Genomic DNA, 25,336 nt, shown 5'->3' with positions numbered 1-25,336 from the left:
ATGACCAGACCTGCCTCGTCGAATCCCTTTGCCATGATCCAGCCCGGCATGGCCGATGTCACGCTGACGCGCGACGACATGAAGTTCATTGCGACGCTGGTCTATGAGCAGGCCGGCATCGTCATCCGCGAGCACAAGGAAGCGATGACGCGCGGGCGGCTGGCACGGCGCGTCAAGGCGCTCGGCATGGGTTCGGTTGCCGAATACTGCGCCTTCCTCAAGACCCCGCAGGCGGCGGGCGAGCTGCCGGAGCTGATCAATGCGGTGACGACCAACCACACCGCCTTCTTCCGCGAGCGCCACCATTTCGACCATCTGCGCAAGGATGTGATGCCGCGCCTGCTGCAGGAGCGGGGTGGGCGGCGCGGCCGAATACGCATCTGGTCGGCCGCCTGCTCGTCCGGCGAGGAGCCCTATTCGATCGCCGCTTCCTGCCGCGACGTGATGGGTCCGCGCAGCGATGTCGATTTCAAGATCCTGGCGACCGATATCGATACCGATATCCTGGTGCGGGCCGAGGCCGGCCTCTATCCGGCGGAGCTGTTCGAGCGCCTGCCGGGCGATGTGAAGCCCTTGCTCAAGCTCGAAGGCGGGGCAGGGCGGGGCGAGGCCCGCATCGTCGAGGAACTGCGCCGCATGATCGCCTTCAAGCGGCTGAACCTGATCGAGAAATGGCCGATGAGCGGCCCGTTCGACGTGATCTTCTGCCGCAACGTCTTCATCTATTTCGACACGCAGACCAAGGCCTCGATCCTCGACCGTTTCGTGGCGCTGCTGGCGCCCGGCGGCTTCCTCTATCTCGGGCATTCGGAATCGCTGCCGCAACCGCATCCGAAGCTGCGCCTGATCGGCCGTACCATCTACGAGAGGACCGCATGAGCGTTTCACGGTCCTCCCGCCGTTATTTCGATCCGCGTTTCCAGGCGACGATCATCACGGTCGCGCCGGGCGAGCACGAGATCACCTCCGCCAAGGACGAGATCGTGGCGACGGTGCTCGGTTCCTGCGTCTCGGTCTGCATGCGCGATCCGGTTGCCGGCGTCGGCGGCCTCAACCACTTCCTGCTGCCGAAGAACAACGGCAATGCCGATCCGAGCGCCGGCGAGCGCTATGGCGATACCGCCATGGAAGTGCTGATCAACGACCTGCTCAAGCGCGGCGCCAAGCGCAACAATTTCGAGGCGAAGGTGTTCGGCGGTGCGCGCGTGCTCTCGGGCGCGACGATGCTGGCGATCGGCGACGGCAACATCGCCTTCGTCAACGAGTTCCTGAAGGTCGAGGGCATCCCGGTGGTCTCGCGCGATGTCGGCGGGACGCGCTCGCGGCGCATCCATTACCAGCCTTCGACGGGCCGGGCCTGGGTGCAGCACGTCCAGCCCACGGCGCGCGACAGCGGCCACGAGCAGGAAATCGCCTATCTCAACCGGCTCAAGACGCAGCCGGTGGCCGGTGAAGTGGAGGTCTGGTGATGAACATGCCGCTATCCTCCGCCACTCCGGTCAAGGTCCTCGTCGTCGACGATTCCATCCTGATGCAGAAGCTGATGACGCAGATCATCGACTCCGCGCCGGGCTTCAAGGTGATCGGCGTCGCGGGCAGCGCCGAAGAGGGCTGGGACGCGATCCAGGAGCTGCGGCCCGACGTCGTGACGCTTGATCTCGAACTGCCGGGCCGTCACGGCCTCAAGCTCCTGGCGCGCGTCCTCAAGCAGGATCCGCTGCCGGTGCTGATCGTCTCGGCCTTCGGCGGGCCGGGCGCCGACAACACCATTCAGGCGCTGGAGCTCGGTGCCATCGACTTCATCGAGAAGCCCGATGGCACGACCCATACGCTCGATGGCTTCATGAAGCATCTCGTCGCAGCGCTGCAGCGCGCTGCGGCCAGCCGCAAGATGCTCGCCGCCGCACGGCAGGTGGCCCAGGCCGCCGTGCCCGCCCGCCCTGCCGCGCCCTCGCCGCGCGAGCCAGCCCGCGCCGGCAAGACCTCGCTGATCGCGATCGGCGCCTCGACCGGCGGCGTTCCGGCCGTGCAGACGGTGATGCGGGATCTCGCGCCGCTCAGGTTGCCGATCGTCGTGGTGCAGCACATGCCGCCGGGCTATACGGCGAAATTCGCGGCCCGGCTCGCTACCGCGACCGGTCTCGATGTCCATGAGGCCGTCGACGGCGACAGGCTGAAGCCAGGGATGGCGGTGGTGGCGCCCGGTGGTTCGCGCCATCTCGAGATCGAGGAGCGGCGCGGCGAATTCGTCTGCGCACTGCGCGAGGGGCCGCTGGTCAGCGGCCACTCGCCGTCGGTCGACGTGATGTTCCATTCGGTGGCGCGCAGCGCCGGCAGCCACGCGGTCGGGATCCTGCTCACCGGCATGGGGCGCGACGGCGCAGACGGTTTGTTAGCCATGCGCAAAGCCGGCGCCGAGACGTTAATCCAAAGCGGTGAGACCTGCGTGGTAAACGGGATGCCGAAAGCGGCCTATGAACTGGGAGCGACCGAGCGGGTCGTTCCGCTTACCCAGATTGGTACCGCGGTTAGCCAGTTGATCGGCGAGAGGCCGAACCTGCGCACCGCGTAAGGAGATTGTGATGTCAAAGGCCAGAAGCGAATACCGCATCCTGGTGGTCGACGACCAGAAGAGCATGCGCGGCCTGGCGACCTATTTCCTCAAGCAGATCGAGTTCCAGGATATCGACGAGGCGGAGAACGCCCGCGAAGCCCTGATGAAGATGCAGACCAAGCGCTACGACCTGCTGCTGCTCGACTGGAACATGGACGGCATGAGCGGCATCGACCTGTTGCGCGCGATCCGCTCGGTGCCGGAGCTGAACCAGATCAAGATCATCATGGCGACCTCGGAACGCTCGGTCGACAAGATGGACGAGGCGACCAGCAACGGCGCCGACCATTACGTCGTGAAGCCCTATGAATTGCGCGATCTCGAAGTGCGGGTGAAGAAGGTCCTCGCCTGCTGAGGCTTTCTCCGGTCTCGCCATCGTGAAGCGAAGCCCCGTAGCCGTTGGCTGCGGGGCTTTCTGCTTTCGGGCATGATGCGCTGGTTCGGTTGTCTGATCGGAGAGAAGCCATGCTGCCGTCACGCCGCCAGATCGTCGCCGGGATAGCCGGAGCGGCTTCTGCTGGCCTCGTGTCCCGCGAGGCTGCGGCGCAGGCTCTCACCGGCGCCCATGCCTTCGGCTTCGACAAACCGGGGGGCGGGCGCCTGCCGCTGGCCGATTATCGCGGCCGGCCGATCCTCGTCGTCAACACGGCGACGCGCTGCGGCTATGCCGGGCAGATGGCGACGCTGGAGCAGCTCTGGCAGCGCTACCAGACGCGCGGGCTGATGCTCGTCGCGGTGCCGAGCAATGATTTCGGCGGGCAGGAGCCGCTTGACGGCGCGGCCATCGCCGAGGCCGCCCGGCAAAGCCATGGCGCGACCTACACCTTCGTCGAGAAGAGCGTGGTGCGCGGGCCGGAGGCGCACCCGTTCTATCGCTGGGCCGCGTCGGAGAAGCCGGCCGACACGCCGCGCTGGAACTTCCACAAATACCTGGTCGGCCGCGACGGCGCGCTGCTCGGCGGTTTCCCGGCCGCGACCGATCCGCTCTCGCCGCAGCTCGTGCAGGCGATCGGGCGGGAACTGGCGGCGGGGTAGTCGTTCAGGCTTTTGGCTTTGCGCCCGGCCGGAACGCCGCAATGACAGCCGGATCGGTTTCGAGCCAGGGCCCTTCGATCAGGTCGATGCAATAGGGGATCGCCGGCATCACCGCGTCCAGGCATTCGGCGATGGCGCGGGGGCGACCGGGCAGGTTGACGATCAGGGACTTGCCCCGGATGCCGGCCGTCTGGCGCGAGAGGATCGCGGTCGGAACCTTGGCGAGGCTGACCTGGCGCATCAGTTCGCCGAAGCCCGGCATCGGCTTCTCGACGACGTCTTCGGTCGCCTCCGGTGTGACGTCGCGCGGGGCGGGGCCGGTGCCGCCGGTGGTGACGATCAGGCAGCAGCCTTCGCGGTCGGCGAGATCACGCAGCGTTTCGGCGATCACCGCGCGGTCGTCGGGGATGACGCGGGCCACCGCTTCCCAGGGCGAGGTCAGGACCTTCGCGAAATAGGCCTGGATCGCCGGCCCGCCCTCATCGGCGTAGATGCCGGCCGAGGCGCGGTCGGAGACCGTGACGATTCCAATCCGGGCTGTCGCGGTCATCGGCTCTCTCCTGCGGGCGGGCCTGCTCTATCGGTGGCGTGGATGAATGGTCAAGCGGGCCTCTCGCCAGCTCCGGAGCGATCTGGTAGCGCAGCGCCATGCGCTCTGCCGCCTCGGCCCCATCTCCCACCGGTAACGGCTTCGCCGCCAGCTTCGCAGCGACGGTGATGCTTGTCGTTGGGCTTTTGGCCGCGCTGACCCTTTGGCGCGACCCCTATTGGGTGTTCCGCGACAGCCCGCCCTGGACCCGTGATGGCGCCGGTGCGAGCCGCCTGCTCGATGTCGAGATGCGCCTGATCAAGCCGCTCCAGATTGCGAGGCTGAAGCCGCAGACGCTGCTGATCGGCTCGTCGGTGGTCTATCGCGGCCTCGATCCGCGCAATGCCTCCGGCGTCGGGGGGCAAGTCTACAATGCCGGCGTCTCCGCCCTGATGGCGCGCGAATTGCCGACGCTCGCGGCTTTGGCCGTCGATGTCGGCAGCGTCAGGCAGGTCGTGATCGAGCTCGACTATTTCATGTTCACCGCCTGGCCGCCGCCACCGCCGATCGACCGGAAGCTCGCGACGGCATCGGGCCGCCGGGAGGCCCTCGTTTCGATCGTGCTGAATCCGAAGGCGATCGACAACCTGCGCGGGCGGCAGTCCCGAAGGACCGAGCCCGGCCTCTGGCATGGCGACGGCTACAAGGCGACGCCGGATTTCGATGCGGAGCTGGTGGGCAGGATCACTCGCGAACAGAACATCGCGGCGATGGTCTACCGGCCGGGCGATCTGGCCCATCTCGAACGCGCGCTCGATCTGCTTCGGACGCGGAAGGTCACGATCGTCCTGTCGCCGATGAGCGCGGCCCAGCGGCAGCTGGTCATGGATGGCGGGCGCGGCGCCGAACTGGCGGCCTGGCGGCGGGACGTCGCCGCGTTGGCGGCGGCGCGCGGCCTGCCGTTCCATGATCTTGTCTCAGGCCATCCGTTCGAGGATTTCGATCCCGCCAAGGCATCGTCGCGCTACTGGCTCGACACCCTGCATTTCAAGCCGGAGGTCGGCCGCTGGCTGCTCGGGCGGATCGGGCTCGGACGGCTTCCCGCAGGCGCCTGAGCCACATCCGGCTGAGGGCCGCGGCCTGCGCTGCGCCAGGGCGGCCGGGGCCGACGCGGATGATGGCATTGGCCATCTCGCGGCGCTCGCCCCAGACATAGGTGCCGGCATCGACACCTTCGCCGGCGCCGCTGTCGAAGAAGGCCGGCGGTGTCCCGTTGAAATCGGCCTGCAGCATGGCGATCGTCAGGGTCCGGCCGGGTGAATGGCGGCTTTGCGTCTCGTCATAGGCGATCTTGAGGAAATGCCGGCGGTTGCCGCTCTCGACCAGCAGGCCCATGGCGATGGCCCGGCCGTCATGCAGCAGGGTGTCGATCAGCAGCGTGTCGTCGTTGGCGCAAAGCTCGGCCAGGCGGCGGATATAGGCGGCGTCCGCCGGCAGGCAGGCGATGGCTGTGCCGGCTTCACCCTTCCAGCCGGAGGCTTCGAGCGTGAGGAAGGCGTCGAGCGCCTCCAGCGCGCCGCGGCCCCGGTTACGCCGGAAGGTGAGGGCGCCCTGCTTCGCCACGGCCCGGAACTGCTGCATCCGCTTCTTGTAGGCGGAGCCGAGCGCGCGGCGCAGATAGCTCTCGAAGCTGTCCTCCGGGCGCGGGATCATCACCGGCCGGACCCAGCGCTCATAGGTCGAGATCGCGCTGCCGGTCTGGCGGCAGGCTTCGGCGAGGGCGGCATGACAGGGGCCGTCGAGCGGCAGCAGGGGCAGCAGCAAACGGTGCGGCAGGTCGCGCGAGGCGCGCAGATAGCGCATCAGGGCGCGGGCCGCTTCCGCCGCGTGGTCGCGGTCGAGCACCGGCAGCGAAGACACTTCGTAGAGCGGCACGAGCGGCGCGGCGAGAGCCGGGGTGAAGCCGCTGCGCCAGCCTTTCACGCGCCGGAAGGCCCAGATTCCGACGAGCTGTTCGAAGTCGAGCGCTTCGCTGAGCCAGGCGCAGAGCACGACGATCTCGTCCTCCGGCACCAGCGTCGTCGCGGCCGAGACCGCAGCCGGTGCCATATGCGGATTGGGCTCGAGCGCGTGGCGGGCGAGTTCCGCGAAAACCGGCCCCAGCTCCGCGTAAGCGGCGGGGCCGAGGCGCCTGACGACGATTCCCGTGCTCAAGACCGATGGCCGTTCCGGTTCGGCAGGCGCCATTCGCCGCGCAGGGCGAGGACGAAGGCGATCACCTGCGCCGTGGCGCGGTAGAGTTCCTCGGGAATCTGGTCGTCGAGTTCGACCGCCGAGAGCGCCTGCGCAAGGATCGCGTTCTGCTCGACCTCGACATCGTGCTCCCTGGCTGTCTCGACGATGCGCTCGGCCAGTTCGCCACGGCCCTTGGCGGTGACGCGCGGCGCGCCATGTCCGTCATATTCCAGCGCGACGGCGATGCGGGGCGGTCGCGGCGTGCTCATGACAGGCGGTCCAGGAACTGGCCGGCGGTCGGCTGCACCACACGGGGCTGGCCGGTGTGGATGTCGATGACACCGCTGGCGAAATCGGCATCGAGCAGCGCGCCTTCGAGGCCGGGCGCGGCGCCGCGCAGGAGCTGGCTGGTCTCCTCGCGCTCGGCCCAGATCGAGACGCCGACATCGCGGCCCTGCAAGGTGACGACGCCTTGCAGCGGCCCCATCGGCTCGACATCGAGCGCGAAACGGATGCGCCAGAGCGGCGGGCTCACCCCTTGCGCGTCGCGGCGCGGGGCGTCCCGCTCGACCTGGAGCGGCAGGATCGCGGTGCCCTGATGGAAGGCGATCGGGATCTCGGCGAGCCAGCGCTGCGCTGCTTGCGTGCCGTCCTGCCGGGTGGGCTCGAGCGGCAGCGAGGCGTATTGCGCGAGCTTGATCCGGTCGAGCGCGGCTTCGGTCTGGTCGAGCAGCGTCTCGGCGATGGCGAGCGGCTTCTCGGCCGGGTGGAGCGTCGGCTCGACGGCGGGTTGCAGCGCGAGCGGGCCGTCCCGGCGCGGCGGGGCGAGGCGGGCGGGCTGGTCGGTGGAAGCGAGCTCCGCCGGCCGATCCACCGCCTGGCCATTGTCGTGCTCATGTCGGCCCGCCTTCGGGTCCGGCGACAGGGCGTCGATGATCGGCAGCAAGGTCTCGCGCAGCGCCTGCAGCCCGGCCTTGAGGTCGCCCTGCCGGGGCTGCGGCAGGCCCGCGGCCTGCCGCGTGTCGAGGAAGAGCCCGGAGGCCTGGAAGGCCTGCTTGAGCCTTGCCGCCGTCGGCGCCTGCCGCTCGGCCGGAACGGCCTGGGCGAGCACCTGCTGGATCGCGGGCAGCAGCGTTTTCGGCAGGGCCAGCGAAATCGTTCCCTGCGCCAGCGCACGCAGATTGGCGAAGAGCGGGGCGAGCCCAGCCTGCCGCTGCAGGACGGGGCCGAGCAGCGGTCCGGCGATCGCGCGGGCGATCACCGCTGTCGGTATGGCGGGGAAAGCGGCTGCGGTCGCTGTCGAGGTTGCCGGGGACGTGCTGGCAGGAGCCTGACCGGTGAGCGTCGCTGGTGCGTGCGCCGCAGCGGCCGGTGCTGGTACGGGGACCTGGGCCGCAGGAGGGCCGAGCGTCTGCAGGGCCTGCTGCAGGAAGGCCTGCTGCATCGCCACCGGGGAAGGCGGGTGCGCGGCCTGTGCGGCAGCCGGCGCAGCCGGTGTGGCAGCTTGTGGAACAGGAGAAGGCACAGGCGCCATCTGCGGGCGGACCGAAACCGGTGATGCCGGGGCTGCATCCGGCTGCGCAGGCGTGGGCGCTGGAGCTGGTTGCGACTGGGCTTGCCCGGGCGCTGGCGCATTGGGCGGGCGCACTTCGACCAAGGTAGCGCGCAGATCGCCGCCTTGCTGTTCGGGCGGATCGAGGCGCAACAGCAGGGTGGCGCCTGGCTGCAGAGCCGCCTGCCTCGCCTGCGGACCGGCGAGGATGAGCGCGACCCTGGTTTCGCCGATCATGGCGGTCGCGGTGCCATCCGGCTCCAGCGAGGCGAGCCTGGCTTGCACCGTCCGGCCAGCCGTGAGCTCTCCGCCTGCGTCGAGCGCCTGCAGCAGGGTGGCGAGGGTCTGGCTCTTGACGAGCTGGGCGAGATTCATCGGGCGACCACGTGAGGACGCAGTACCCTGTCATGAAAGATTAAGCGTTTCCTTGCCGACCGGCCGCGCCATGCAGGGCGTGCCTGCGCGCCGGGCGCTGGCCTCGGGCGCGCCGCTGCGGCAGGGTTGGCCATCGCGTTCGAGGATTTCAGCCATGGATTACCGCCGTCTCGGCCGTTCCGGCCTCAAGGTTTCGCCGCTCTGCCTGGGCACCATGATGTTCGGCGGCCCGGCCGACGAGGCGACCTCGCGCCGGATCATCGACAGCGCGCACGAAGCCGGCATCAATTTCATCGATACGGCCGATGTCTATAACGAGGGCCAGTCCGAAGAGGTCACCGGCCGCGCCATCGCCAACCATCGTCATGACTGGGTGCTGGCGACGAAGGTCGCGAACCCCATGGGCAAGGGGCCGATGAATGGCGGGCTGTCGCGGCGCTGGATCATGCGCGCCTGCGAGGACAGCCTGCGCCGGCTCGGCACCGGGACCATCGATATCTACTACCTCCACAAGGAGGATCACACGACGCCGCTGGAGGAGACGGTGCATGCGATCGCCGATCTCGTGCGCCAGGGTAAGATCCGGCATTTCGGCGTCTCGAACTATCGCGCCTGGCGATTGGCCGAGATCTGCCGGCTTTGCGACGAGCTCGGCATCGACCGCCCCGTCGTCAGCCAGCCCTACTACAACGCGATGAACCGCATGCCGGAGGTCGAGCACCTGCCGGCCTGTGGCTATTTCGGGCTTGGCGTCGCCTCTTACTCGCCGCTGGCGCGCGGCGTTCTGACCGCGAAATACGCGCCGGGGCAGGCGCCAGCGGAGGGCACGCGCGCCGGGCGCGGCGACCGCCGGATGATGCAGGCGGAGTGGCGCGAGGAAAGCCTGATCATCGCCCAGACGATCAAGGACCATGCGGCAGGCAAGGGGCTGACGCCGATCCAGTTCGCGGTGCGCTGGGTGCTCAACAACGCCTTCGTCACGGCCGCGATCGCCGGCCCGCGCACTTTCGAGCAGTGGGAAGCCTATCTCGCGGCGCTCGATGCCGGCTTCGACGCGGAGGACGAGGCGCTGGTCGACCGGCTGGTGCCGGCCGGTCACCCCTCGACGCCGGGCTACAGCGACCCGGCCTATCCGCTGGAAGGGCGCGTCAGCCGCGCCTGAGATCGATCCCTCAGTTCATCATGCAGAAGCCGTTGACCACGACATCCGTCTGGCACCACGGCTTCTTGGCCTCGCTGTTCGCGGTGAGGCGCAGTGGCACGGATTCCTCGCGCTGGGCGGTTGCCGGCGGGAAGGGGACGCGCTGGGGCTGGCCAGTCGCGGCCTGTGAGCGGCTCGCGCCGGCGGCGATGCCGGGCACGACGACGACGCTGCGACTGGTCTTGGCTGGCGCGGCCGAACTGCGCCCGCCGGCGCGGAACTTGGCGGCCTCGGCCTGAACGGGCAGCAAGGTGGCGGTCGCGAGCAGGCAGGCAAGGGCGGCGATGCGGCGCATGAGAACGGTCTCCCGGTTGCCGAGAGGATGCCGCGATCTGCCGCAACGGCAAGGAAAGCCTGAAATCAGCCTCAGCGAGGCGTTAACACCGGCGCTCAGGCGGCTGCGCGTGGCCGTGTGAGGCGGTCCCAGGCCGCCATCGCGCCCTGGGCGATCGTCTCCAGCATTGTTCGCGATGCGCCGTCGCGCGCCTGGATCGACATGCCCTGCTGGACGGTGACGTAGTAGCTCGCGACCGGATGCGGATCGAACGCGGCCGGCAATTCACCCTCGGCGCTCGCCCGCCGCAGCCGTTCCTCGATCATGCCGACGCTGCCGGCGCGCATCTCGCGCAGGATGCGGCTGGTCTCGTCGCCGACGCCGATGGCGTTGACCGCCGAGAGCACGACCATGCAGCCCGGCGGCCGGCCGGGCCGGGTGAAGGTCCGGGCGCTGGCCATCAGATAGCCTTCAAGCGCCGCGCGTGCCGTCGGTTCGTTCTGTAGCGGCGCGAGGATGTCGTCGCTCTCGGTCGCGGCGAAATGGTGGATGGCTTCGCGGTAAAGTTCCTCCTTGCTGCCGAAGGCGGCGTAGAGGCTGGGCGAATTGATGCCCATTGCTTCGGTGAGGTCGCTCATCGAGGCGGCCTGGTAGCCGCGCTCCCAGAACACCTCCATGGCGCGCTCCAGCGCCGCCAGCCGGTCGAAACTGCGTGGACGGCCGCGTTCGGCCATGGCCCGCCTCTCTCAAAAATATTCTGTTACGATCATTATATATTTAACTTGACGCTCGCAGGCAAGCGCGCCAGTTATTATGTATCGATAATCACATAAATGGAGTTTGCCATGTCACGCCTTGCCGGAAAGCGCGCTCTCGTCACCGGCGGCAGCCGCGGAATCGGCGCCGCCATCGCCCGCAGGCTCGCCACTGAGGGCGCCGATGTCGCGCTGACCTATGAACGCTCCGCCGACAAGGCAGCTGCGGTCGTGAAGGAGATCGAGGCGCTCGGTCGCAAGGGATTCGCCATCGCCGCCGACAGCGCCGATCCTGCGGCGGTTACGAGCGCTGTCGATGCGGCAGCGAAGGCGCTCGGCGGTCTCGATATCCTTGTCAACAATGCCGGAATCTATCGCGGTGGTCCGGTCGCTGACTGGAGCCTCGCCGATATCGACGCGACGCTCGCCGTCAATGTCCGCGCCGTGGTGCTGGCCTCGCAGGCGGCTGCGGCGCATCTCGGCGAGGGCGGGCGCATCATCTCGACCGGTTCGTGCCTCGCCGACCGGGTCGTCGAGCCGGATGTCACGCTCTACGCGATGAGCAAGGCTGCGCTGATCGGCTTCACCAAGGGGCTGGCGCGCGATCTCGGTCCGCGCGGCATCACCGTCAACATCGTCCATCCCGGCTCGACCGATACCGACATGAATCCGGCTGGCGGCCCCGGTGCCGACGCCCAGCGGGCGCGCATGGCGATCCCGCGCTATGGCCAGCCGGAGGATATCGCCGGGCTGGTCGCTTATCTCGCGAGCGAGGAGGCGCGTTTCATCACTGGCGCCGGCTTTGCCATCGATGGCGGCGTGAACACCTGACGCCGCTGGCCTAATGCCCGGGCAGGACGATCATGGTGGGCCTGGCCGGCAGCGTCGCCTTGCTCAACGTGATCGTCGCCTGGTCGCGGCGCTCGACCGGCCAGATATCCTGCGTGCGGGCGAGGAAGCGTGAGAGCGTGCCGCCACCGAAGAAATGCATCGGGATCATCACCCGCGCCTGGATCGATTTCAGGACATCCAGCATGCCGGACTGGTCGAGCGTATAGCTGCCGTCGACCGGGAAGAGCACGATGTCGACCCGGCCGAGCGCCCGCAGATGGCCGGGCTCCAGCGGGTGATGCAGATGGCCGAGATGGGCGATGCAGAGCTCGCCGATCTCGAAGACGAAGATCGAGTTGCCGTCGTAATCGGTACCGCCCTCATAGGCTCGGATATTGGTCGGCACGTTGCGGACCCGGACATCGCCGAGCGTGAGATCGTGCCGCGCCGCGCCCTGGCCGGATAGGTCCCAGCCGGGCAGGACATGCTTGATCGCGGGATCGGGGCTGCGCGAGTTATGCGTCGAATGCGCCTTGTTCATCGTGGCGATGTCGGGCGTCACCGGCGGGCGGACATAGTCGTTGTAATCGGTTGCGATCTTCACGCCGCCCGGCGTCTCGATCAGGAAGGTGGCGTGGCCGACGAAGGTGAGCCTCGCCTCGTCCTTCGCGAGTTGCACCCGCTGGATCGGCAGGCGCAGGCTCGCCATTTCCGGCCGGCAGCCGGGTTCGTTCGACTGGGCGCGGGCGGGCAGCGTGGCCAGCAGGGCCAGGGTCAGACTCACTAGAATACGCAACAGGACGGCGGGCAGGCTCATCGGCGGGCTCCGGCATCGTTCAGGCCATGGGAGCTTCCGGCAAAATCCGGGCCGGGGGAAGGGCGCCTGGATCGCTCTACCGGTTTTGTGAAAGGCACCTGCTCCACCGGCAGGCGGTTGCGGGCGGCGCGCCCGGTCGCTACATAGCGGCCAGATTTCCCGACATCCCGTGTCGCAGCCCCCGAAAGCGGAGCCCGCTCGCCTCATGTCCCGCCAGTTCATCTATCATATGCGCGGCCTGTCCAAGACCTATCCGGGCGGCAAGCAGGTGTTGAAGGACATCCACCTGTCCTTCTACCCGGATGCCAAGATCGGCGTGCTCGGCGTCAACGGCGCCGGCAAGTCGACCCTGCTCAAGATCATGGCCGGGTTCGACAAGGAGTGGACCGGCGAGGCCTGGGTCGCCGAAGGCGCGCGCGTCGGCTACCTGCCGCAGGAGCCGAAACTCGACGAGACGCTGACCGTCCGCGAGAACGTGATGCTCGGCGTCGCTCCCCAAAAGGCGATCCTCGACCGCTACAACGAGCTCGCCATGAACTATTCGGACGAGACCGCCGACGAGATGACCAATCTCCAGGACGAGATCGAGGCCAAGGGGCTGTGGGATCTCGATTCCAAGGTCGACCAGGCGATGGACGCGCTACGCTGCCCGCCGGATGACTGGCAGGTCGACAAGCTCTCGGGCGGCGAGCGCCGCCGCGTCGCGATGTGCAAGCTCCTGCTGGAGCAGCCTGAGCTCCTGCTGCTCGACGAGCCGACCAACCATCTCGACGCCGAGACCACCGCCTGGCTCGAAGGCCATCTGCGGACCTATCCGGGCGCGATCCTGATCGTCACCCACGATCGCTACTTCCTCGACAACGTCACCAGCTGGATTCTCGAGCTCGATCGCGGCCAGGGCATCCCTTACGAGGGCAACTACTCGGCCTGGTCGGTGCAGAAGCAGAAGCGCCTCGCCCAGGAAGGCCGCGAGGACGTCTCGCGCCAGAAGACGCTGGAGCGCGAAGCCGAATGGATGGCCGCTTCGCCCAAGGCCCGCCAGGCCAAGAGCAAGGCCCGTATCCAGCGCTATGACGAACTCGTCCAGAAGGCCAACAACAAGGGGCCGGACACCGCGCAGATCATCATCCCGATCGCCGAGCGGCTCGGCAACAACGTCGTCGATTTCGAGGACCTGTCGAAGGGCTTCCAGGACAAGCTCCTGATCGACGGGCTCTCGTTCAAGCTGCCGCCCGGCGGCATCGTCGGCGTGATCGGCCCCAACGGCGCCGGCAAGACGACGCTGTTCAAGATGATCACCGGGGTCGAGAAGCCGGATGCCGGCACGATCAAGGTCGGCGAGAGTGTCCAGCTGGGCTATGTCGACCAGAGCCGCGACTCGCTCGACGACAAGAAGAACGTCTGGGAGGAGATCTCGGGCGGCAACGACATCCTCTATCTCGGCAAGCGCGAGATCAATTCCCGCGCCTATTGCTCGGCCTTCAACTTCAAGGGCGGCGACCAGCAGAAGAAGGTCGGCTCGCTCTCCGGCGGTGAGCGCAATCGCGTCCACCTCGCCAAGATGCTGAAGTCCGGCGCCAACCTGCTACTGCTCGACGAGCCGACCAACGACCTCGACGTCGACACGCTGCGCGCGCTCGAAGAGGCGCTTGAGGATTACGCCGGCTGCGCCGTTATCATCAGCCACGATCGCTGGTTCCTCGACCGCATCGCGACCCATATCCTCGCCTTCGAGGGCGACAGCCATGTCGAGTGGTTCGAGGGCAACTTCGCCGATTACGAGGAAGACAAGAAGCGCCGCCTCGGCATCGACTCAACCATTCCGAAGCGCATCCAGTACAAGAAGTTCTCGCGCTGAGTCGTTGATATCTGAATCAAAAGGCCGCGCGGTGCCGCTAGGTCCGCGGGGCTTTTTTCATGTCTTGCTTCAAGATGGGGCAAGGCACGGCTACGTCCGGGCTGGACTGCCGCCGCGCCCCGGCTTCAACTGACGGCATGCTGACCCTCGACCATCTCACCGTGATCGCGCCGACGCTGGCGGAGGGCGTCGCGCATGTTCGTGACTGCCTCGATCTCGACGTCCCCTTCGGCCAGCGGCACGGCTATATGGGGACCTGGAACCATCTGCTTCAGCTCGGTGACATGACCTATCTGGAGATCGTCGCGCGCGATCCCGACGGTGCGTCTCCCGGGCGGGCCCGCTGGTTCGGGCTCGACGACGAGAAGCAGGTCAAGCGGGATTGGGATGCCGGCCGCCGGTTGCGCGGCTGGGTCGCCCGAACCGACGGGATCGACGCTGCCCTTGCGGGCAGGGAGGCGATCTTCGGCCGCAAGGTCGGGCTGCCGATGGACGCTCCGGCTTTCGATTTCGCCATTCCCGATGACGGCTCGTTGCCCTGGGGCGGGGCGGTGCCTTCGCTCATCGACCGGCGCGGCAAGGCGCGTTCGATGGCGTCGATCGTCGATCTCGGCGCCCGATTGCGCGGGTTCTCGCTGGAGCATCCGGAGGCCGAGGCAATCGCGGCGCTGTTACTGGAGCTTGGGACGGAGCGGGGCCCCGTCGTCAGCCATGGGCCAGAGCTGCGCTATCGCGCACAGATCGACACGCCCGGCGGGGTGAAGGAATTGTCCTGACCGTCGCGTCCGGCCGACGATGGCGGGCTACATCCGTTCGCCGGGTATCCGGCTCGCCTGCCTGACCCAGTCCGAGAACTGCGCTTCGTCGAAGGCGTCGTTCTCGTGGATGTCGAGATAGCGCACCTCCTTCTGCTTGGACGGGCCGGGCGGGACCGGATCCAGTGAGGCGCCCTTGAAGAAAGACACCTTCACATAGCGCGTGAAGCAGTGGATGCCGAGAAACCATTCACTGTTGCCCCTGCCGTAGAGCGGAGAGTTCCACTTCACCGCCTTCTGCACATCCGGCACGGCTTTCACGATCAGGTCGTCGATGCGCCGGCCGATCGCGCTCTTCCAGCCGGGCATGGCGGCGATATAGGCTTGAACCGGAGCATCGCCGGCGCCCTTCGGGATCTGCGGGTTGCCGCCCGATAGAAGGCGCGGCCTGTCGTCTTCGCTCATGCTGTCGCTCCTGCCGGGCGTGCCCCGGCGCGGCCATGGTAGGGAGGCGGGCAGGCGGTCTGCAACCGCCGCTTGCGGCGCTGGGGAACGCTCCGGCGTCGACTGCGACGCTGTGACATGGCTCCCGATTAGTCCGGCGGGCAGCGCTTTTCCCTTGGGAATCAGCGTATTTCGACCGGGGCTACGAGTGGCAAGCAGGCCCGGTATGCGGCTCTCTTCTGACGACTTAAGTTATGATTAAGCCAGCGGCTCCTAGGAGCAGAGTCGCGCCCAAGGCTATTCTACGCCTTGGATCTGATAAATCCGATCTGGAACTGGTCAAGTTATTGATCGTGTTCTTGCTGCCATGACGTGAAGGTTGATTATGACTAGCCAGTATATCCAGGGTATGGTGCAGGACGTGAAGAAGGGCGGCCTGTCGCGGCGCTCCTTCATCCAGAAGATGGCGGCGCTCGGCATCACCGCGCCGATCGCGACCCAGATCCTCTCCTGGAACGACGTCGCGATGGCCAATGCCACGCTCGAATACAAGCCGACCAAGGCCGGCGGCGGTGGCCCGCTGAAGATGCTGCTGTGGCAGGCTCCGACCCTGCTCAACCCGCATTTCGCCTCGGGCACCAAGGACCAGATCGCGTCGCGCGTGTTCTACGAGCCGCTCGCCGGCTGGGACAAGGAAGGCAACCTGATCCCGCAGCTCGCGGCCGAGGTTCCCAGCAAGGCCAATGGCGGCCTGTCCGAGGATGGCACGACCGTCACCTGGAAGCTGAAGAAGGACGTGAAGTGGCATGACGGCAAGCCGTTCACGGCCGAGGACGTCGTCTTCACCTGGGAATACGCCGCCGATCCGGCGACCGCCGCCTACACCACCGGCGCCTACAAGGACATCAAGGTCGAGAAGGTCGACGATTTCACCGTCAAGGTGATCTTCGCCAAGCCGACGCCGTTCTGGGCGGATCCCTTCGTCGGCGTCGCCGGCATGATCATCCCGAAGCACCATTTCGGCGACTACAAGGGCGCCAAGTCGCGCGAGGCTCCGGCCAACCTGAAGCCCGTCGGCACCGGCCCCTACAAGTTCGCCGAATTCAAGCCGGGCGACATCCTGTCGGGCACCCGCAACGAGAGCTATCACGTCGCCAATCGTCCGCATTTCGATACGTTCGAGATCAAGGGCGGTGGTGATGCGGTCTCGGCGGCCCGTGCCGTCCTGCAGACCGGCGAATATGACTACGCCTGGGATACGCTGGTCGAGGACGAAGTCCTCAAGCGCATGGAGATGGGCGGACGCGGCAAGATCAGCGCTGCACCGGCCGGTGACATCGAGTTCGTCACGCTGAACACGACCGACCCGTGGACCGAGGTCGATGGCGAGCGCTCGAGCGCCAAGACCAAGCACCCGACCCTGTCGGACCCGGCCGTGCGCCAGGCGATCAACCTGCTGATCGATCGCGACTCGATCCAGAAGTTCATCTATGGCCGCGCCGGCGCTGCCACGGCGAGCTTCGTGAACGAGCCCAAGCAGTTCAAGTCGGAGAAGCTCAAGTACGAGTTCAGCATCGAGAAGGCCAACAAGATCCTCGACGAGGCCGGCTGGAAGAAGGGCTCGGACGGCATCCGCGAGAAGGATGGCAAGAAGCTCAAATACGTCTTCCAGACCTCGATCAACGCTCCGCGCCAGAAGGTGCAGGCCATCATCAAGCAGGCCTGCCAGCGCGCCGGCATCGATATCGAGCTGAAGTCGGTGACGGCCTCGGTGTTCTTCTCGTCGGATGTCGCCAACCCCGACACCTACACCAAGCTCTATACCGACATCGAGATGTACACCACGACGCAGCCGCAGCCCGATCCGGAGCGCTTCCTCAACCAGTTCACCTCCTGGGAAGTCGCCAGCAAGGAGAACAAGTGGCTGGGCCGCAACGTCTCGCGCTACACCGACCCGGCTGCGGACGAGGCCTACAAGGCCGCCCAGAAGGAGCTCGACCCGGCCAAGCGCGCAGCGCTGCTGATCAAGGTCAACGAGATCTTCTGCGAGGCCAACGTCATCCTGCCGATCCTGTCGCGCAAGAAGGTCGTCGCCGCGTCGAACACCCTCTCGCATGACCATTCGGGCTGGGACGTCGACACCTGGAACCTCGCGTCCTGGTATCGCGCCTGATCTGGAAATCGGTCCCTTGCGGAGAGCGATCTCTGCAAGGGTGATGCAATGAAGAAGGCCCGGCGGAGCTGCTCCGCCGGGCCTTTTCGATGGTTGTTGGCTGTCTGGCCGGGGAACCGCGTCAGCCCGCCAGCCGCTTGATCGCCCCGGCGCGACCGCCGACGAGGATGCGCTCGTCGACATCCTTGATGTCGCGCAGGCCGCAGAGCGCCATGGTGGTGTCGAGCTCCTTGCGGATGATGTCGAGCGCGGCGGTGACGCCCTGCTCGCCCATGGCGCCGAGCCCATAGAGGAAGGCGCGGCCGATGAAGGTGCCGTGCGCGCCGAGCGCGATCGCCTTGAGCACGTCCTGGCCCGAGCGGATGCCGCCATCGAACAGGACCTCGACGCGGTTACCGACCTGCTCGACGATGCCGGGCAGGGCCTCGATCGAGGAGAGCGCGCCGTCGAGTTGGCGGCCGCCATGGTTCGAGACGATCAGCGCGTCGGCACCGCTCTTGGCTGCCATCTCGGCGTCTTCCGGATCAAGGATGCCCTTGAGGATCAGCTTGCCGCCCCATTGCTCCTTGATCCACTGGACGTCGTCCCAGTTCAGCTGCGGGTCGAACTGGCTGGCGGTCCAGGAGGAGAGCGAGGACATGTCGGCGACGCCGGTGACATGGCCGACGATGTTGCCGAACTGTCGGCGCGGCGTGTCCAGCATCTTCAGGCACCAGCGCGGCTTGAAGGCGAGGTTGATCAGGTTGGCCAGCGTCGGCTTCGGCGGGGCGGAAAGGCCGTTGCGGATGTCCTTGTGGCGCTGGCCGAGGATCTGCAGGTCGAGCGTCAGCACCAGGGCCGAGCAGCCGGCCGCCTTGGCGCGCTGGATCAGGCGCGAGATGAAGTCGCGATCCTTCATCACATAGAGCTGGAACCAGAACGGCGCGCTGGTGTGGTTCGCGACGTCCTCGATCGAGCAGATGCTCATGGTCGAGAGCGTGAAGGGCACGCCGGCCTTGGCGGCGGCCTTGGCCGCGAGGATCTCGCCATCGGCGTGCTGCATGCCGGTGAGGCCGGTGGGCGCGAGCGCGACCGGCATCGCGACCGGCTGGCCGATCATCTCGGAAGCCAGCGAACGATTGGTCATGTCGACGGCGACGCGCTGGCGCAGCTTCACCTTGGCGAAATCGGTCTCGTTGGCGCGATAGGTGCCCTCGGTCCAGGCGCCGGAATCGGCGTAGTCGTAGAACATGCGCGGCACGCGGCGCTTGGCCAGAAGGCGCAGGTCTTCGATGGTCAGGGGCTGGGCCATGTCTCGTCTCGCCGTTGGCGTCCCGTCTTGTCCTTCCGGCTTGCTCGCATGCTGGCCGGCAGGGCGCAACCGTTCGCCGCGCAAACGGGCCTGCGTCAGGAGACCGCCTTGTGCCAAGACACGGAGCATGCTGACGAAACCTTGACGAAAGGCGGCAGGGCTTGCCTGAGCTTTCATCTCGACAAGGATCGGTTTTCGGTCAATCCTACCTTACCGGCATAGGGGCCATGCGTTCAGTGCCGGTGAGAGACGCTTTGGCTTCGAGGGATGTGGCGATGGCGACCGGAACCGTGAAATGGTTCAACACTGAGAAGGGGTTCGGCTTCATTCAACCGGCGGAAGGCGGCAAGGATGTGTTCGTTCACATCACGGCCGTGAAAGAGGCCGGCATGATGACGCTGACGGAAGGGCAGCAGGTTTCGTTCGAGTTGAAGACCGAGCGCGGCAAGACGGCCGCGGGCGATCTGAAAGTACTCTGAGACTGCTCTGTCGCCGTGAGGTTCGCCTGCCGCGCGCGGCGGGATGCTGGCGAGCGCGTGCCTGAAAGATGACGACCGGATCGGCGTTGTCGCCGTATGTCCGGCGCTGTTCCTTTGATACGACATGATGCGCCGAAAGCCCCGTCCAGGTCTGGCCTGCGGGGTTTTCTTGCTTGAGAATCCGTGGGATGCGCGGAGCCGGACGCACCAGGCGGCCCTCTGGTTCTTTCGCTCACGCAGAGGCGCAGCGCGGCTGACGCGGGAAGATCGCGCGCCCGTCCGTCTTGGCTTCGCCGAGCCACCTTATCCCGGCGGTGAGAAGGAAGAACCCGTCCTATCTTCCGCACGACAATCCGCTTGCACGAACGGCGCGTTCGATATAAAGATATCTTTATATCTTTTTCCTTGTCGACAGAGGACGCCAGCGCGTGCGGCAGCCGACGACATTGTCTTCCGATGTGCTTCTCGCGGGCCTCAGGGCCGCCGGCGAGGAGACGCGGCTGCGCATTCTCGCTTTGCTCTCCGAAGGCGAGCTCTCGGTGTCCGATCTCACCGACATCCTCGGCCAGTCGCAGCCGCGCATCTCGCGCCATCTCAAATTGCTCGCCGAGGCCGGGCTGGTCCGGCGCTCGCGCGAGGGCGCCTGGGCCTTCTTCCGCCTCGACGAGACCGGACCGGGCGGCGCCTTCGCCGCGTCACTCGCGGCCTGGCTCGACCTGAGCGATCCGGTGCTTGCAGCCGATCGCGAGCGCCTCGCCGCCGTCCGGACAACGCGGGCTGAGGCCGCGCAAAACTACTTCGCCAGCGTCGCGCGCGACTGGGACCGGCTGCGCGGCCTGCATGTGCCCGACCATGCCGTCGAGGCGGCGGTCGAAGAGGCGGTCGGCGAAGGCTCGCCCGGCGCGATGCTCGATCTCGGCACCGGCACGGGGCGGATGCTGGAGCGGATCGCGCCGAAATTCGGCCGCGCCGTTGGCGTCGATGCCAACCATGCGATGCTGGCGGTAGCGCGCGCCAATCTGGAGCAGGCGGGGCTGTCGCGCGTCGAGCTCAGGCAGGGCGACATCTATGCATTGCCCTTCCCGCGCGGCTCCTTCGACCTCGTCGTGATCCATCAGGTGCTGCATTTCCTCGACGACCCCGGGCGGGCGGTGCGCGAGGCCGCCGCGATGCTGGCGCCCGGCGGGCGCCTGATCGTCGTCGATTTCGCCCCGCACGAGATGGAATTCCTGCGGACCGAGCATGCGCATCGCCGGCTCGGCTTCTCCCGCCAGCAGATCGCCGCCTGGTTTTCCGAGGCGGGCCTGTCCTGCGATCTTTCCCGCGAAGTCACCCTTGCCGATGGCGGCTCGGGCCAGCTCCCGGTCATGCTCTGGCGTGGCCGCGACCGGCGCGTCCAGGCCGATCCGCCGGCCCGCACGATCAATCTCGAGGTTGCGTGATGAATGCTTTCCGCCCCAGCCGCCACGGCTCGCGCCGTCCGCGCGTGTCCTTCGAGTTCTTTCCGCCCAAGACGGAGGAGATGGAGGTCGCGCTGTGGGACAGCGTGCGCCGGCTCGAGCCGCTAGGTCCGAGCTTCGTCTCAGTGACCTATGGCGCCGGCGGCTCCACCCGCGAGCGCACCCACGCCACCGTCAAGCGCATGGTCGACGAGACCGGGCTGAAGCCGGCCGCGCATCTCACCTGCGTCTCGGCCTCCAAGGCCGAGGTGGACGAGGTCATCCGCTCCTATTGGGATGCGGGCGTGCGCCATGTCGTGGCTTTGCGCGGCGACCCCGCAGGCGGGCTGGGCACTCCTTATGAGCCGCATGCGGACGGCTATCACCAGACCTCGGACCTCGTTGCCGGCCTGAAGCGCATCGGCGATTTCGAGGTGACGGTCTCGGCCTATCCGGAGAAGCACCCGGAGGCCGCCACGCTCGATGCCGATATCGATGCGCTCCAGAAGAAGGTCGATGCCGGCGCGACGCGGGCGATCACCCAGTTCTTCTTCGATAACGACGTCTATTTCCGCTATCTCGATAAGGTCCGCGCGCGCGGCATCGAGATCCCGATCCTGCCCGGCATCGTCCCGGTCCAGAACTTCAAGCAGACTGCGAATTTCGCCCGCAAGACCGGCGCCAGCGTGCCGCAATGGCTGGCCGACCGTTTCGAAGGGCTGGAAGACGACGTCGCGACGCGCCGCCTCGTCGCGGCTGCCGTCTGCGCCGAGCAGGTGCTGGACCTGATCGATCGCGGCGCCACCGACCTGCATTTCTACACGATGAACAAGGCCGACCTCGTCTATGCCATCTGCCATCTCGTGGGGTTGAAGCCCGAGAAGCCGGCGGCGCAGGCCGTGGCGGCGGAGTAAGCCTATGTCCGACTTCATTCCCGCTCCCGTCGACGGCGCCGAGATCGAGCGCTCTTTGCGCCAGGCCGCGCGCGAACGCATCCTCGTGCTCGACGGCGCGATGGGCACGCAGATCCAGAACCTGAAGCTCTCGGAAGCCGATTTCCGCGGCGAGCGCTTCAAGGGCTTCAATCACGACCTCAAGGGCAATAACGACATCATCGCGTTGACCCAGCCCGAGGCGCTGCGCGACATCCATCTCGCCTATTTCCGGGCGGGTGCGGATATCGTCGAGACCAATACCTTCTCGGGCACCTCGATCGCCCAGGCCGATTACGGCATGGAGGCCTATGTCTACGAATTGAACGTCGCCTGCTCGCGGCTCGCCCGCGAGGCGGCGATGATCGCCGAGAAGGAAGACGGGCGCCGCCGTTACGTGGCCGGCGCGATCGGCCCGACCAACCGCACGCTCTCGATCTCGCCCGACGTCAACAATCCCGGCTTCCGCGCCGTGACCTTCGACCAGGTCCGCGATTCCTATGCCGAGCAGGTGAGGGGCCTGATCGACGGCGGCTCGGAGCTGCTGCTGATCGAGACGATCTTCGATACGCTCAACGCCAAGGCCGCGATCGTCGCGATCGAGGAGGTGTTCCGCGCCAAGGGCATCCGCCTGCCGGTGATGATCTCCGGCACGATTACCGATCTTTCCGGCCGCACGCTGTCGGGCCAGACGGTCGAGGCCTTCTGGAACGCCGTGCGCCACGCCGCGCCGCTGACCATCGGCCTCAACTGCGCGCTCGGCGCGCGCGAGATGCGGGCGCATATCAAGGACATGTCGCGCATCGCCGGCACGCTGGTCTGCGCCTATCCGAATGCCGGCCTGCCCAACGAATTCGGCCTTTATGACGAACGGCCGGAAGCGACCGCCCAGATGCTGGCGGAGTTCACCGATTCCGGCTTCGTCAATATGGTTGGCGGCTGTTGCGGCACCACGCCGGACCATATCCGCGCCATCGCCCAGGCCGTCGCCGGCAAGGCGCCGCGCCAGATTCCCGAACCCAAGCCCTGGCTCCGTCTGGCGGGGCTGGAGCCGTTCACGCTCGACGAGACCATTCCCTTCGTGAACGTCGGCGAGCGCACCAACGTCACCGGCTCGGCCAAGTTCCGCAAGCTGATCACGGCCGGCGACTATGCCGCCGCGCTCGACGTGGCGCGCGACCAGGTCGCCAACGGCGCCCAGGTCATCGACATCAACATGGACGAGGGCCTGCTCGATTCCGAGAAGGCGATGACCGAGTTCTGCAACCTGATCGCCTCGGAGCCGGATATCTCGCGCGTGCCGATCATGGTCGACTCGTCGAAATTCCCGGTGATCGAGGCCGGTCTCAAGACGATCCAGGGCAAGCCGATCGTCAACTCGATCTCGATGAAGGAGGGCGAGGACGCCTTCCTCGAGCAGGCGCGCATCTGCCGGCAATATGGCGCGGCGGTGGTCGTGATGGCCTTCGACGAGGTCGGGCAGGCCGACACCTTCCAGCGCAAGATCGAGATCTGCACCCGGGCCTACAAGCTGCTGACCGAGACGATCGGCTTCCCGCCCGAGGACATCATCTTCGACCCGAACATCTTCGCGGTGGCGACGGGCATCGAAGAGCACGACAACTACGGCAACGACTTCATCAACGCGACGCGGGCCATCCGCGAGAGCCTGCCGCATGCTCATATCTCGGGCGGCGTCTCGAACCTGTCCTTCTCGTTCCGCGGCAACGAGAAGGTGCGCGAGGCGATGCATTCGGTCTTCCTGTACCATTGCATCAAGGCCGGCATGGACATGGGCATCGTCAATGCCGGCCAGCTCGGCAGCTATGACGATCTCGATCCGGAACTGCGCGAGCTCTGCGAGGACGTCGTCCTCAACCGCCGCAAGGATTCGACCGAGCGCCTGCTGGAGGCTGCGCCGCGCTTCAAGGGCGACGGTTCGGTCGCGGCTTCAGGCAAGGACCTCGCCTGGCGCGAACTGCCGGTCGAGAAGCGGCTTGAGCATGCGCTGGTCGCGGGTATCACCGAGTTCATCGAGGCCGATACCGAGGAAGCGCGCCAGCGCGCCGAGAAGCCGCTGCATGTCATCGAGGGCCCGCTGATGGCCGGCATGAACGTGGTCGGCGACCTCTTCGGCGCCGGCAAGATGTTCCTGCCGCAGGTGGTGAAATCCGCCCGCGTGATGAAGCAGGCTGTCGCCTATCTCATGCCCTATATGGAGGAGGAGAAGCGCCTGAACGGCGGCTCTGAGCGCTCGGCTGCAGGCAAGGTGCTGATGGCGACGGTGAAGGGCGACGTCCACGACATCGGCAAGAACATCGTCGGCGTCGTGCTCCAGTGCAACAATTACGAGGTGATCGACCTCGGGGTGATGGTGCCGACACAGAAGATCCTGGAGACGGCGCGCAAGGAGAAGGTCGACATCATCGGGCTCTCCGGGCTGATCACGCCCTCGCTCGACGAGATGGTGACGGTCGCCTCCGAGATGGAGCGCGAAGGCTTCGATATCCCGCTCCTGATTGGCGGGGCGACGACCAGCCGTGTCCATACCGCCGTGAAGATCCACCCGGCCTATAACGCCGGCCAGGCGGTGCATGTGAACGACGCTTCGCGTGCCGTCGGCGTGGTCTCGAGCCTGCTCTCGCAGGAGCAGAAGCCGGGCTATGTCGCCGGCGTGCAGGCGGAATACGCCAAGGTTGCCGAGGCGCATCGCCGCTCGGAAGCCGACAAGCAGCGCCTGCCGCTGGCCAAGGCGCGCGCCAATCCCTTCAAGACGGATTGGGCAGCCTACCAGCCGCCGAAGCCGAGCTTCCTCGGCACCCGTACCTTCCGGACCTACGACATCGCCGATCTCGTGCCGGTGCTCGACTGGACGCCGTTCTTCCAGACCTGGGAGCTGAAGGGCCGCTTCCCGGCGATCCTGCAGGACGAGAAGCAGGGCGAGGCCGCGCGCGCGCTCTGGGACGATGCGCAGTCGATGCTGAAGCGTATCGTCGAGGAGCGCTGGTTCAATCCGAAGGCGGTGATCGGCTTCTGGCCGGCGAATGCGGCCGGCGACGACATCCGCCTCTATACCGGCGAGAGCCGGGCCGATGAGCTCGCGACCTTCCATGGCCTGCGCCAGCAGCTCCTGCGCCGCGACGGCAAGCCCAATCTCTGCCTCTCCGACTTCGTCGCGCCGGAAGGCGTGGCGCCCGACTATATCGGCGCCTTCGCCGTTACGGCCGGGGCGGAAGAGGAGCGCATCTCCGAGAGATTCGCGCGCGACAACGACGACTATCGCTCGATCATGGTCAAGGCGCTGGCGGATCGCTTCGCCGAGGCTTTCGCCGAGCGCATGCACCAGCTCGTGCGCAAGGAGTTCTGGGGCTACGCACCGGACGAGGCCTTCTCGAACGAGGATCTGATCCGCGAGGAATATCGCGGCATCCGTCCGGCGCCGGGTTATCCGGCCCAGCCCGACCATACCGAGAAGGCGACCCTGTTCCGGCTGCTGGAGGCCGAGCGCCGCGTCGGCGTGAAGCTGACCGAGAGCTATGCGATGTGGCCGGGCTCCTCGGTCTCGGGGCTCTATTTCTCGCATCCGGAGGCCTATTATTTCGGCGTCGCCAAGGTCGAGCGCGACCAGGTCGAGGATTATGCCGCGCGCAAGGGCATGACGATCGAGGAGGTCGAGCGCTGGCTGGCGCCGATCCTCAACTACGACACCGCGGCCTATCGCCTGCAGGCGGCGGAGTAGTTGCCTTC

Annotated in this window: 25 protein-coding genes; 15 read left to right on the top strand and 10 right to left on the bottom strand. The window is 67.0% G+C overall.

What is annotated here, in order from left to right; translation table 11 throughout:
• The 5 genes from FHT98_RS04325 to FHT98_RS04305 all read left to right on the top strand — a co-directional run bounded on the left by FHT98_RS04325 (nt 1) and on the right by FHT98_RS04305 (nt 3,649).
• Entirely contained in the window at nt 1–879 is an 879-nt protein-coding gene (locus FHT98_RS04325) for a CheR family methyltransferase (protein ID WP_244492787.1), read from the top strand.
• A complete protein-coding gene (locus FHT98_RS04320; protein ID WP_061966743.1) occupies nt 876–1,469 on the top strand; it encodes a hypothetical protein in 594 nt (197 codons plus the stop codon). Before FHT98_RS04325 ends, FHT98_RS04320 begins: the two co-directional genes overlap by 4 nt.
• Complete coding sequence (cheB, locus tag FHT98_RS04315; protein ID WP_142112663.1) at nt 1,469–2,572, top strand: chemotaxis-specific protein-glutamate methyltransferase CheB; 1,104 nt, start codon at nt 1,469–1,471, stop codon at nt 2,570–2,572. The genes FHT98_RS04320 and cheB overlap by 1 nt, the downstream gene beginning before the upstream one ends.
• A gap of 10 nt (nt 2,573–2,582) precedes the next feature.
• Nucleotides 2,583–2,969 (top strand): response regulator, encoded by a 387-nt coding sequence (locus tag FHT98_RS04310; protein ID WP_047578914.1) that lies wholly within the window; start codon nt 2,583–2,585, stop codon nt 2,967–2,969.
• 110 nt (nt 2,970–3,079) lie between these two features.
• Nucleotides 3,080–3,649 (top strand): glutathione peroxidase, encoded by a 570-nt coding sequence (locus FHT98_RS04305; protein WP_142112661.1) that lies wholly within the window; start codon nt 3,080–3,082, stop codon nt 3,647–3,649.
• 4 nt (nt 3,650–3,653) lie between these two features.
• Here FHT98_RS04305 and mog read toward each other — a convergent pair whose 3' ends face one another.
• The gene (mog, locus tag FHT98_RS04300) at nt 3,654–4,199 is read right to left on the bottom strand and encodes a molybdopterin adenylyltransferase (protein ID WP_113587606.1); all 546 of its coding nucleotides are present in this window, start codon (nt 4,197–4,199) and stop codon (nt 3,654–3,656) included.
• 98 nt (nt 4,200–4,297) lie between these two features.
• Here mog and FHT98_RS04295 point away from each other — a divergent pair, with 98 nt between their 5' ends.
• Nucleotides 4,298–5,293, top strand: a complete 996-nt coding sequence (locus FHT98_RS04295) for a hypothetical protein (RefSeq protein ID WP_142112659.1) — start codon at nt 4,298–4,300, stop codon at nt 5,291–5,293.
• On the opposite strand, the gene FHT98_RS04290 is transcribed toward FHT98_RS04295, so the two are convergent.
• The 4 genes from FHT98_RS04290 to FHT98_RS26615 are packed head-to-tail and all read right to left on the bottom strand — an operon-like array spanning nt 5,226 to nt 8,496.
• A complete protein-coding gene (locus tag FHT98_RS04290) occupies nt 5,226–6,392 on the bottom strand; it encodes a GNAT family N-acetyltransferase (protein WP_142112657.1) in 1,167 nt (388 codons plus the stop codon). The two genes, FHT98_RS04295 and FHT98_RS04290, sit on opposite strands and share 68 nt — an antisense overlap.
• Nucleotides 6,389–6,682 carry an EscU/YscU/HrcU family type III secretion system export apparatus switch protein gene (locus FHT98_RS04285; protein ID WP_113587609.1) on the bottom strand — a complete coding sequence of 98 codons (294 nt, stop codon included), beginning with the start codon at nt 6,680–6,682 and terminating at the stop codon, nt 6,389–6,391. The genes FHT98_RS04290 and FHT98_RS04285 overlap by 4 nt, the downstream gene beginning before the upstream one ends.
• Nucleotides 6,679–8,340, bottom strand: coding sequence for a flagellar hook-length control protein FliK (gene fliK, locus FHT98_RS04280; RefSeq protein WP_142112655.1), 1,662 nt, complete (start codon nt 8,338–8,340; stop codon nt 6,679–6,681). The genes FHT98_RS04285 and fliK overlap by 4 nt, the downstream gene beginning before the upstream one ends.
• A 30-nt stretch (nt 8,341–8,370) precedes the next feature.
• Nucleotides 8,371–8,496 carry a hypothetical protein gene (locus tag FHT98_RS26615; protein WP_282568641.1) on the bottom strand — a complete coding sequence of 42 codons (126 nt, stop codon included), beginning with the start codon at nt 8,494–8,496 and terminating at the stop codon, nt 8,371–8,373.
• On the opposite strand from FHT98_RS26615, the gene FHT98_RS04275 reads away from it, so the two are divergent.
• The gene (locus FHT98_RS04275) at nt 8,495–9,502 is read left to right on the top strand and encodes an aldo/keto reductase (RefSeq protein ID WP_142112653.1); all 1,008 of its coding nucleotides are present in this window, start codon (nt 8,495–8,497) and stop codon (nt 9,500–9,502) included. The two genes, FHT98_RS26615 and FHT98_RS04275, sit on opposite strands and share 2 nt — an antisense overlap.
• A 10-nt stretch (nt 9,503–9,512) precedes the next feature.
• Here FHT98_RS04275 and FHT98_RS04270 read toward each other — a convergent pair whose 3' ends face one another.
• Together FHT98_RS04270 and FHT98_RS04265 are read right to left on the bottom strand one after the other, a co-directional pair.
• Nucleotides 9,513–9,836: a hypothetical protein gene (locus tag FHT98_RS04270; RefSeq protein WP_113586716.1), complete on the bottom strand. Its 324-nt coding sequence runs from the start codon at nt 9,834–9,836 to the stop codon at nt 9,513–9,515.
• 95 nt (nt 9,837–9,931) lie between these two features.
• The gene (locus tag FHT98_RS04265) at nt 9,932–10,549 is read right to left on the bottom strand and encodes a TetR/AcrR family transcriptional regulator (protein ID WP_142112651.1); all 618 of its coding nucleotides are present in this window, start codon (nt 10,547–10,549) and stop codon (nt 9,932–9,934) included.
• Nucleotides 10,550–10,660: 111 nt separating this feature from the next.
• Between FHT98_RS04265 and FHT98_RS04260 the strand changes: the two genes are divergently transcribed.
• Entirely contained in the window at nt 10,661–11,401 is a 741-nt protein-coding gene (locus tag FHT98_RS04260; protein WP_142112649.1) for an SDR family NAD(P)-dependent oxidoreductase, read from the top strand.
• Between the two features lie 10 nt (nt 11,402–11,411).
• Here the strand turns inward: FHT98_RS04260 and FHT98_RS04255 are convergent, their stop codons facing one another.
• Complete coding sequence (locus FHT98_RS04255; RefSeq protein WP_142112647.1) at nt 11,412–12,218, bottom strand: MBL fold metallo-hydrolase; 807 nt, start codon at nt 12,216–12,218, stop codon at nt 11,412–11,414.
• Nucleotides 12,219–12,423: 205 nt separating this feature from the next.
• On the opposite strand from FHT98_RS04255, the gene ettA reads away from it, so the two are divergent.
• Nucleotides 12,424–14,076 (top strand): energy-dependent translational throttle protein EttA, encoded by a 1,653-nt coding sequence (gene ettA / locus FHT98_RS04250; protein WP_091856419.1) that lies wholly within the window; start codon nt 12,424–12,426, stop codon nt 14,074–14,076.
• Nucleotides 14,077–14,213: 137 nt separating this feature from the next.
• Entirely contained in the window at nt 14,214–14,852 is a 639-nt protein-coding gene (locus FHT98_RS04245) for a VOC family protein (RefSeq protein WP_142112645.1), read from the top strand.
• Nucleotides 14,853–14,879: 27 nt separating this feature from the next.
• Here the strand turns inward: FHT98_RS04245 and FHT98_RS04240 are convergent, their stop codons facing one another.
• Nucleotides 14,880–15,296, bottom strand: coding sequence for a DUF1801 domain-containing protein (locus FHT98_RS04240; protein ID WP_142112643.1), 417 nt, complete (start codon nt 15,294–15,296; stop codon nt 14,880–14,882).
• A 364-nt stretch (nt 15,297–15,660) separates the two neighbouring features.
• On the opposite strand from FHT98_RS04240, the gene FHT98_RS04235 reads away from it, so the two are divergent.
• Nucleotides 15,661–17,448 (top strand): peptide ABC transporter substrate-binding protein, encoded by a 1,788-nt coding sequence (locus FHT98_RS04235; RefSeq protein WP_142112641.1) that lies wholly within the window; start codon nt 15,661–15,663, stop codon nt 17,446–17,448.
• 121 nt (nt 17,449–17,569) lie between these two features.
• On the opposite strand, the gene FHT98_RS04230 is transcribed toward FHT98_RS04235, so the two are convergent.
• A complete protein-coding gene (locus FHT98_RS04230) occupies nt 17,570–18,739 on the bottom strand; it encodes an alpha-hydroxy acid oxidase (protein WP_142112639.1) in 1,170 nt (389 codons plus the stop codon).
• 275 nt (nt 18,740–19,014) lie between these two features.
• Between FHT98_RS04230 and FHT98_RS04225 the strand changes: the two genes are divergently transcribed.
• The 4 genes from FHT98_RS04225 to metH all read left to right on the top strand — a co-directional run bounded on the left by FHT98_RS04225 (nt 19,015) and on the right by metH (nt 25,328).
• Nucleotides 19,015–19,218: a cold-shock protein gene (locus tag FHT98_RS04225; RefSeq protein ID WP_061966761.1), complete on the top strand. Its 204-nt coding sequence runs from the start codon at nt 19,015–19,017 to the stop codon at nt 19,216–19,218.
• A 428-nt stretch (nt 19,219–19,646) separates the two neighbouring features.
• On the top strand, nt 19,647–20,660 hold the full coding sequence (locus tag FHT98_RS04220) for an ArsR/SmtB family transcription factor (RefSeq protein ID WP_142112637.1): 1,014 nt from the start codon (nt 19,647–19,649) through the stop codon (nt 20,658–20,660).
• On the top strand, nt 20,660–21,571 hold the full coding sequence (metF, locus tag FHT98_RS04215; protein WP_142112635.1) for a methylenetetrahydrofolate reductase [NAD(P)H]: 912 nt from the start codon (nt 20,660–20,662) through the stop codon (nt 21,569–21,571). The genes FHT98_RS04220 and metF overlap by 1 nt, the downstream gene beginning before the upstream one ends.
• A 4-nt stretch (nt 21,572–21,575) precedes the next feature.
• Nucleotides 21,576–25,328 carry a methionine synthase gene (metH, locus tag FHT98_RS04210; RefSeq protein WP_142112633.1) on the top strand — a complete coding sequence of 1,251 codons (3,753 nt, stop codon included), beginning with the start codon at nt 21,576–21,578 and terminating at the stop codon, nt 25,326–25,328.
• Nucleotides 25,329–25,336: the final 8 nt, after the last annotated feature.

It is taken from the genome of Allobosea sp. AK1, from assembly GCF_006714945.1.
Lineage (GTDB): Bacteria > Pseudomonadota > Alphaproteobacteria > Rhizobiales > Beijerinckiaceae > Allobosea > Allobosea robiniae.
Note: the sequence above shows the minus strand (reverse complement) of the source record. Positions and strands in the feature narration are given on the sequence as shown.

What these genes read in the sequence shown, in the direction of transcription:
- FHT98_RS26615 (WP_282568641.1), bottom strand. Translation starts at nt 8,496, where the DNA reads ATGGCTGAAATCCTCGAACGCGATGGCCAACCCTGCCGCAGCGGCGCG.
- FHT98_RS04275 (WP_142112653.1), top strand. Translation starts at nt 8,495, where the DNA reads ATGGATTACCGCCGTCTCGGCCGTTCCGGCCTCAAGGTTTCGCCGCTC.
- FHT98_RS04265 (WP_142112651.1), bottom strand. Translation starts at nt 10,549, where the DNA reads ATGGCCGAACGCGGCCGTCCACGCAGTTTCGACCGGCTGGCGGCGCTG.
- fliK (WP_142112655.1), bottom strand. Translation starts at nt 8,340, where the DNA reads ATGAATCTCGCCCAGCTCGTCAAGAGCCAGACCCTCGCCACCCTGCTG.
- FHT98_RS04255 (WP_142112647.1), bottom strand. Translation starts at nt 12,218, where the DNA reads ATGAGCCTGCCCGCCGTCCTGTTGCGTATTCTAGTGAGTCTGACCCTG.
- FHT98_RS04310 (WP_047578914.1), top strand. Translation starts at nt 2,583, where the DNA reads ATGTCAAAGGCCAGAAGCGAATACCGCATCCTGGTGGTCGACGACCAG.
- mog (WP_113587606.1), bottom strand. Translation starts at nt 4,199, where the DNA reads ATGACCGCGACAGCCCGGATTGGAATCGTCACGGTCTCCGACCGCGCC.
- FHT98_RS04305 (WP_142112661.1), top strand. Translation starts at nt 3,080, where the DNA reads ATGCTGCCGTCACGCCGCCAGATCGTCGCCGGGATAGCCGGAGCGGCT.
- FHT98_RS04260 (WP_142112649.1), top strand. Translation starts at nt 10,661, where the DNA reads ATGTCACGCCTTGCCGGAAAGCGCGCTCTCGTCACCGGCGGCAGCCGC.
- FHT98_RS04235 (WP_142112641.1), top strand. Translation starts at nt 15,661, where the DNA reads ATGACTAGCCAGTATATCCAGGGTATGGTGCAGGACGTGAAGAAGGGC.
- FHT98_RS04230 (WP_142112639.1), bottom strand. Translation starts at nt 18,739, where the DNA reads ATGGCCCAGCCCCTGACCATCGAAGACCTGCGCCTTCTGGCCAAGCGC.
- metH (WP_142112633.1), top strand. Translation starts at nt 21,576, where the DNA reads ATGTCCGACTTCATTCCCGCTCCCGTCGACGGCGCCGAGATCGAGCGC.
- ettA (WP_091856419.1), top strand. Translation starts at nt 12,424, where the DNA reads ATGTCCCGCCAGTTCATCTATCATATGCGCGGCCTGTCCAAGACCTAT.
- FHT98_RS04270 (WP_113586716.1), bottom strand. Translation starts at nt 9,836, where the DNA reads ATGCGCCGCATCGCCGCCCTTGCCTGCCTGCTCGCGACCGCCACCTTG.
- FHT98_RS04285 (WP_113587609.1), bottom strand. Translation starts at nt 6,682, where the DNA reads ATGAGCACGCCGCGACCGCCCCGCATCGCCGTCGCGCTGGAATATGAC.
- FHT98_RS04240 (WP_142112643.1), bottom strand. Translation starts at nt 15,296, where the DNA reads ATGAGCGAAGACGACAGGCCGCGCCTTCTATCGGGCGGCAACCCGCAG.
- FHT98_RS04245 (WP_142112645.1), top strand. Translation starts at nt 14,214, where the DNA reads ATGCTGACCCTCGACCATCTCACCGTGATCGCGCCGACGCTGGCGGAG.
- FHT98_RS04325 (WP_244492787.1), top strand. Translation starts at nt 1, where the DNA reads ATGACCAGACCTGCCTCGTCGAATCCCTTTGCCATGATCCAGCCCGGC.
- cheB (WP_142112663.1), top strand. Translation starts at nt 1,469, where the DNA reads ATGAACATGCCGCTATCCTCCGCCACTCCGGTCAAGGTCCTCGTCGTC.
- FHT98_RS04320 (WP_061966743.1), top strand. Translation starts at nt 876, where the DNA reads ATGAGCGTTTCACGGTCCTCCCGCCGTTATTTCGATCCGCGTTTCCAG.
- FHT98_RS04295 (WP_142112659.1), top strand. Translation starts at nt 4,298, where the DNA reads ATGCGCTCTGCCGCCTCGGCCCCATCTCCCACCGGTAACGGCTTCGCC.
- metF (WP_142112635.1), top strand. Translation starts at nt 20,660, where the DNA reads ATGAATGCTTTCCGCCCCAGCCGCCACGGCTCGCGCCGTCCGCGCGTG.
- FHT98_RS04225 (WP_061966761.1), top strand. Translation starts at nt 19,015, where the DNA reads ATGGCGACCGGAACCGTGAAATGGTTCAACACTGAGAAGGGGTTCGGC.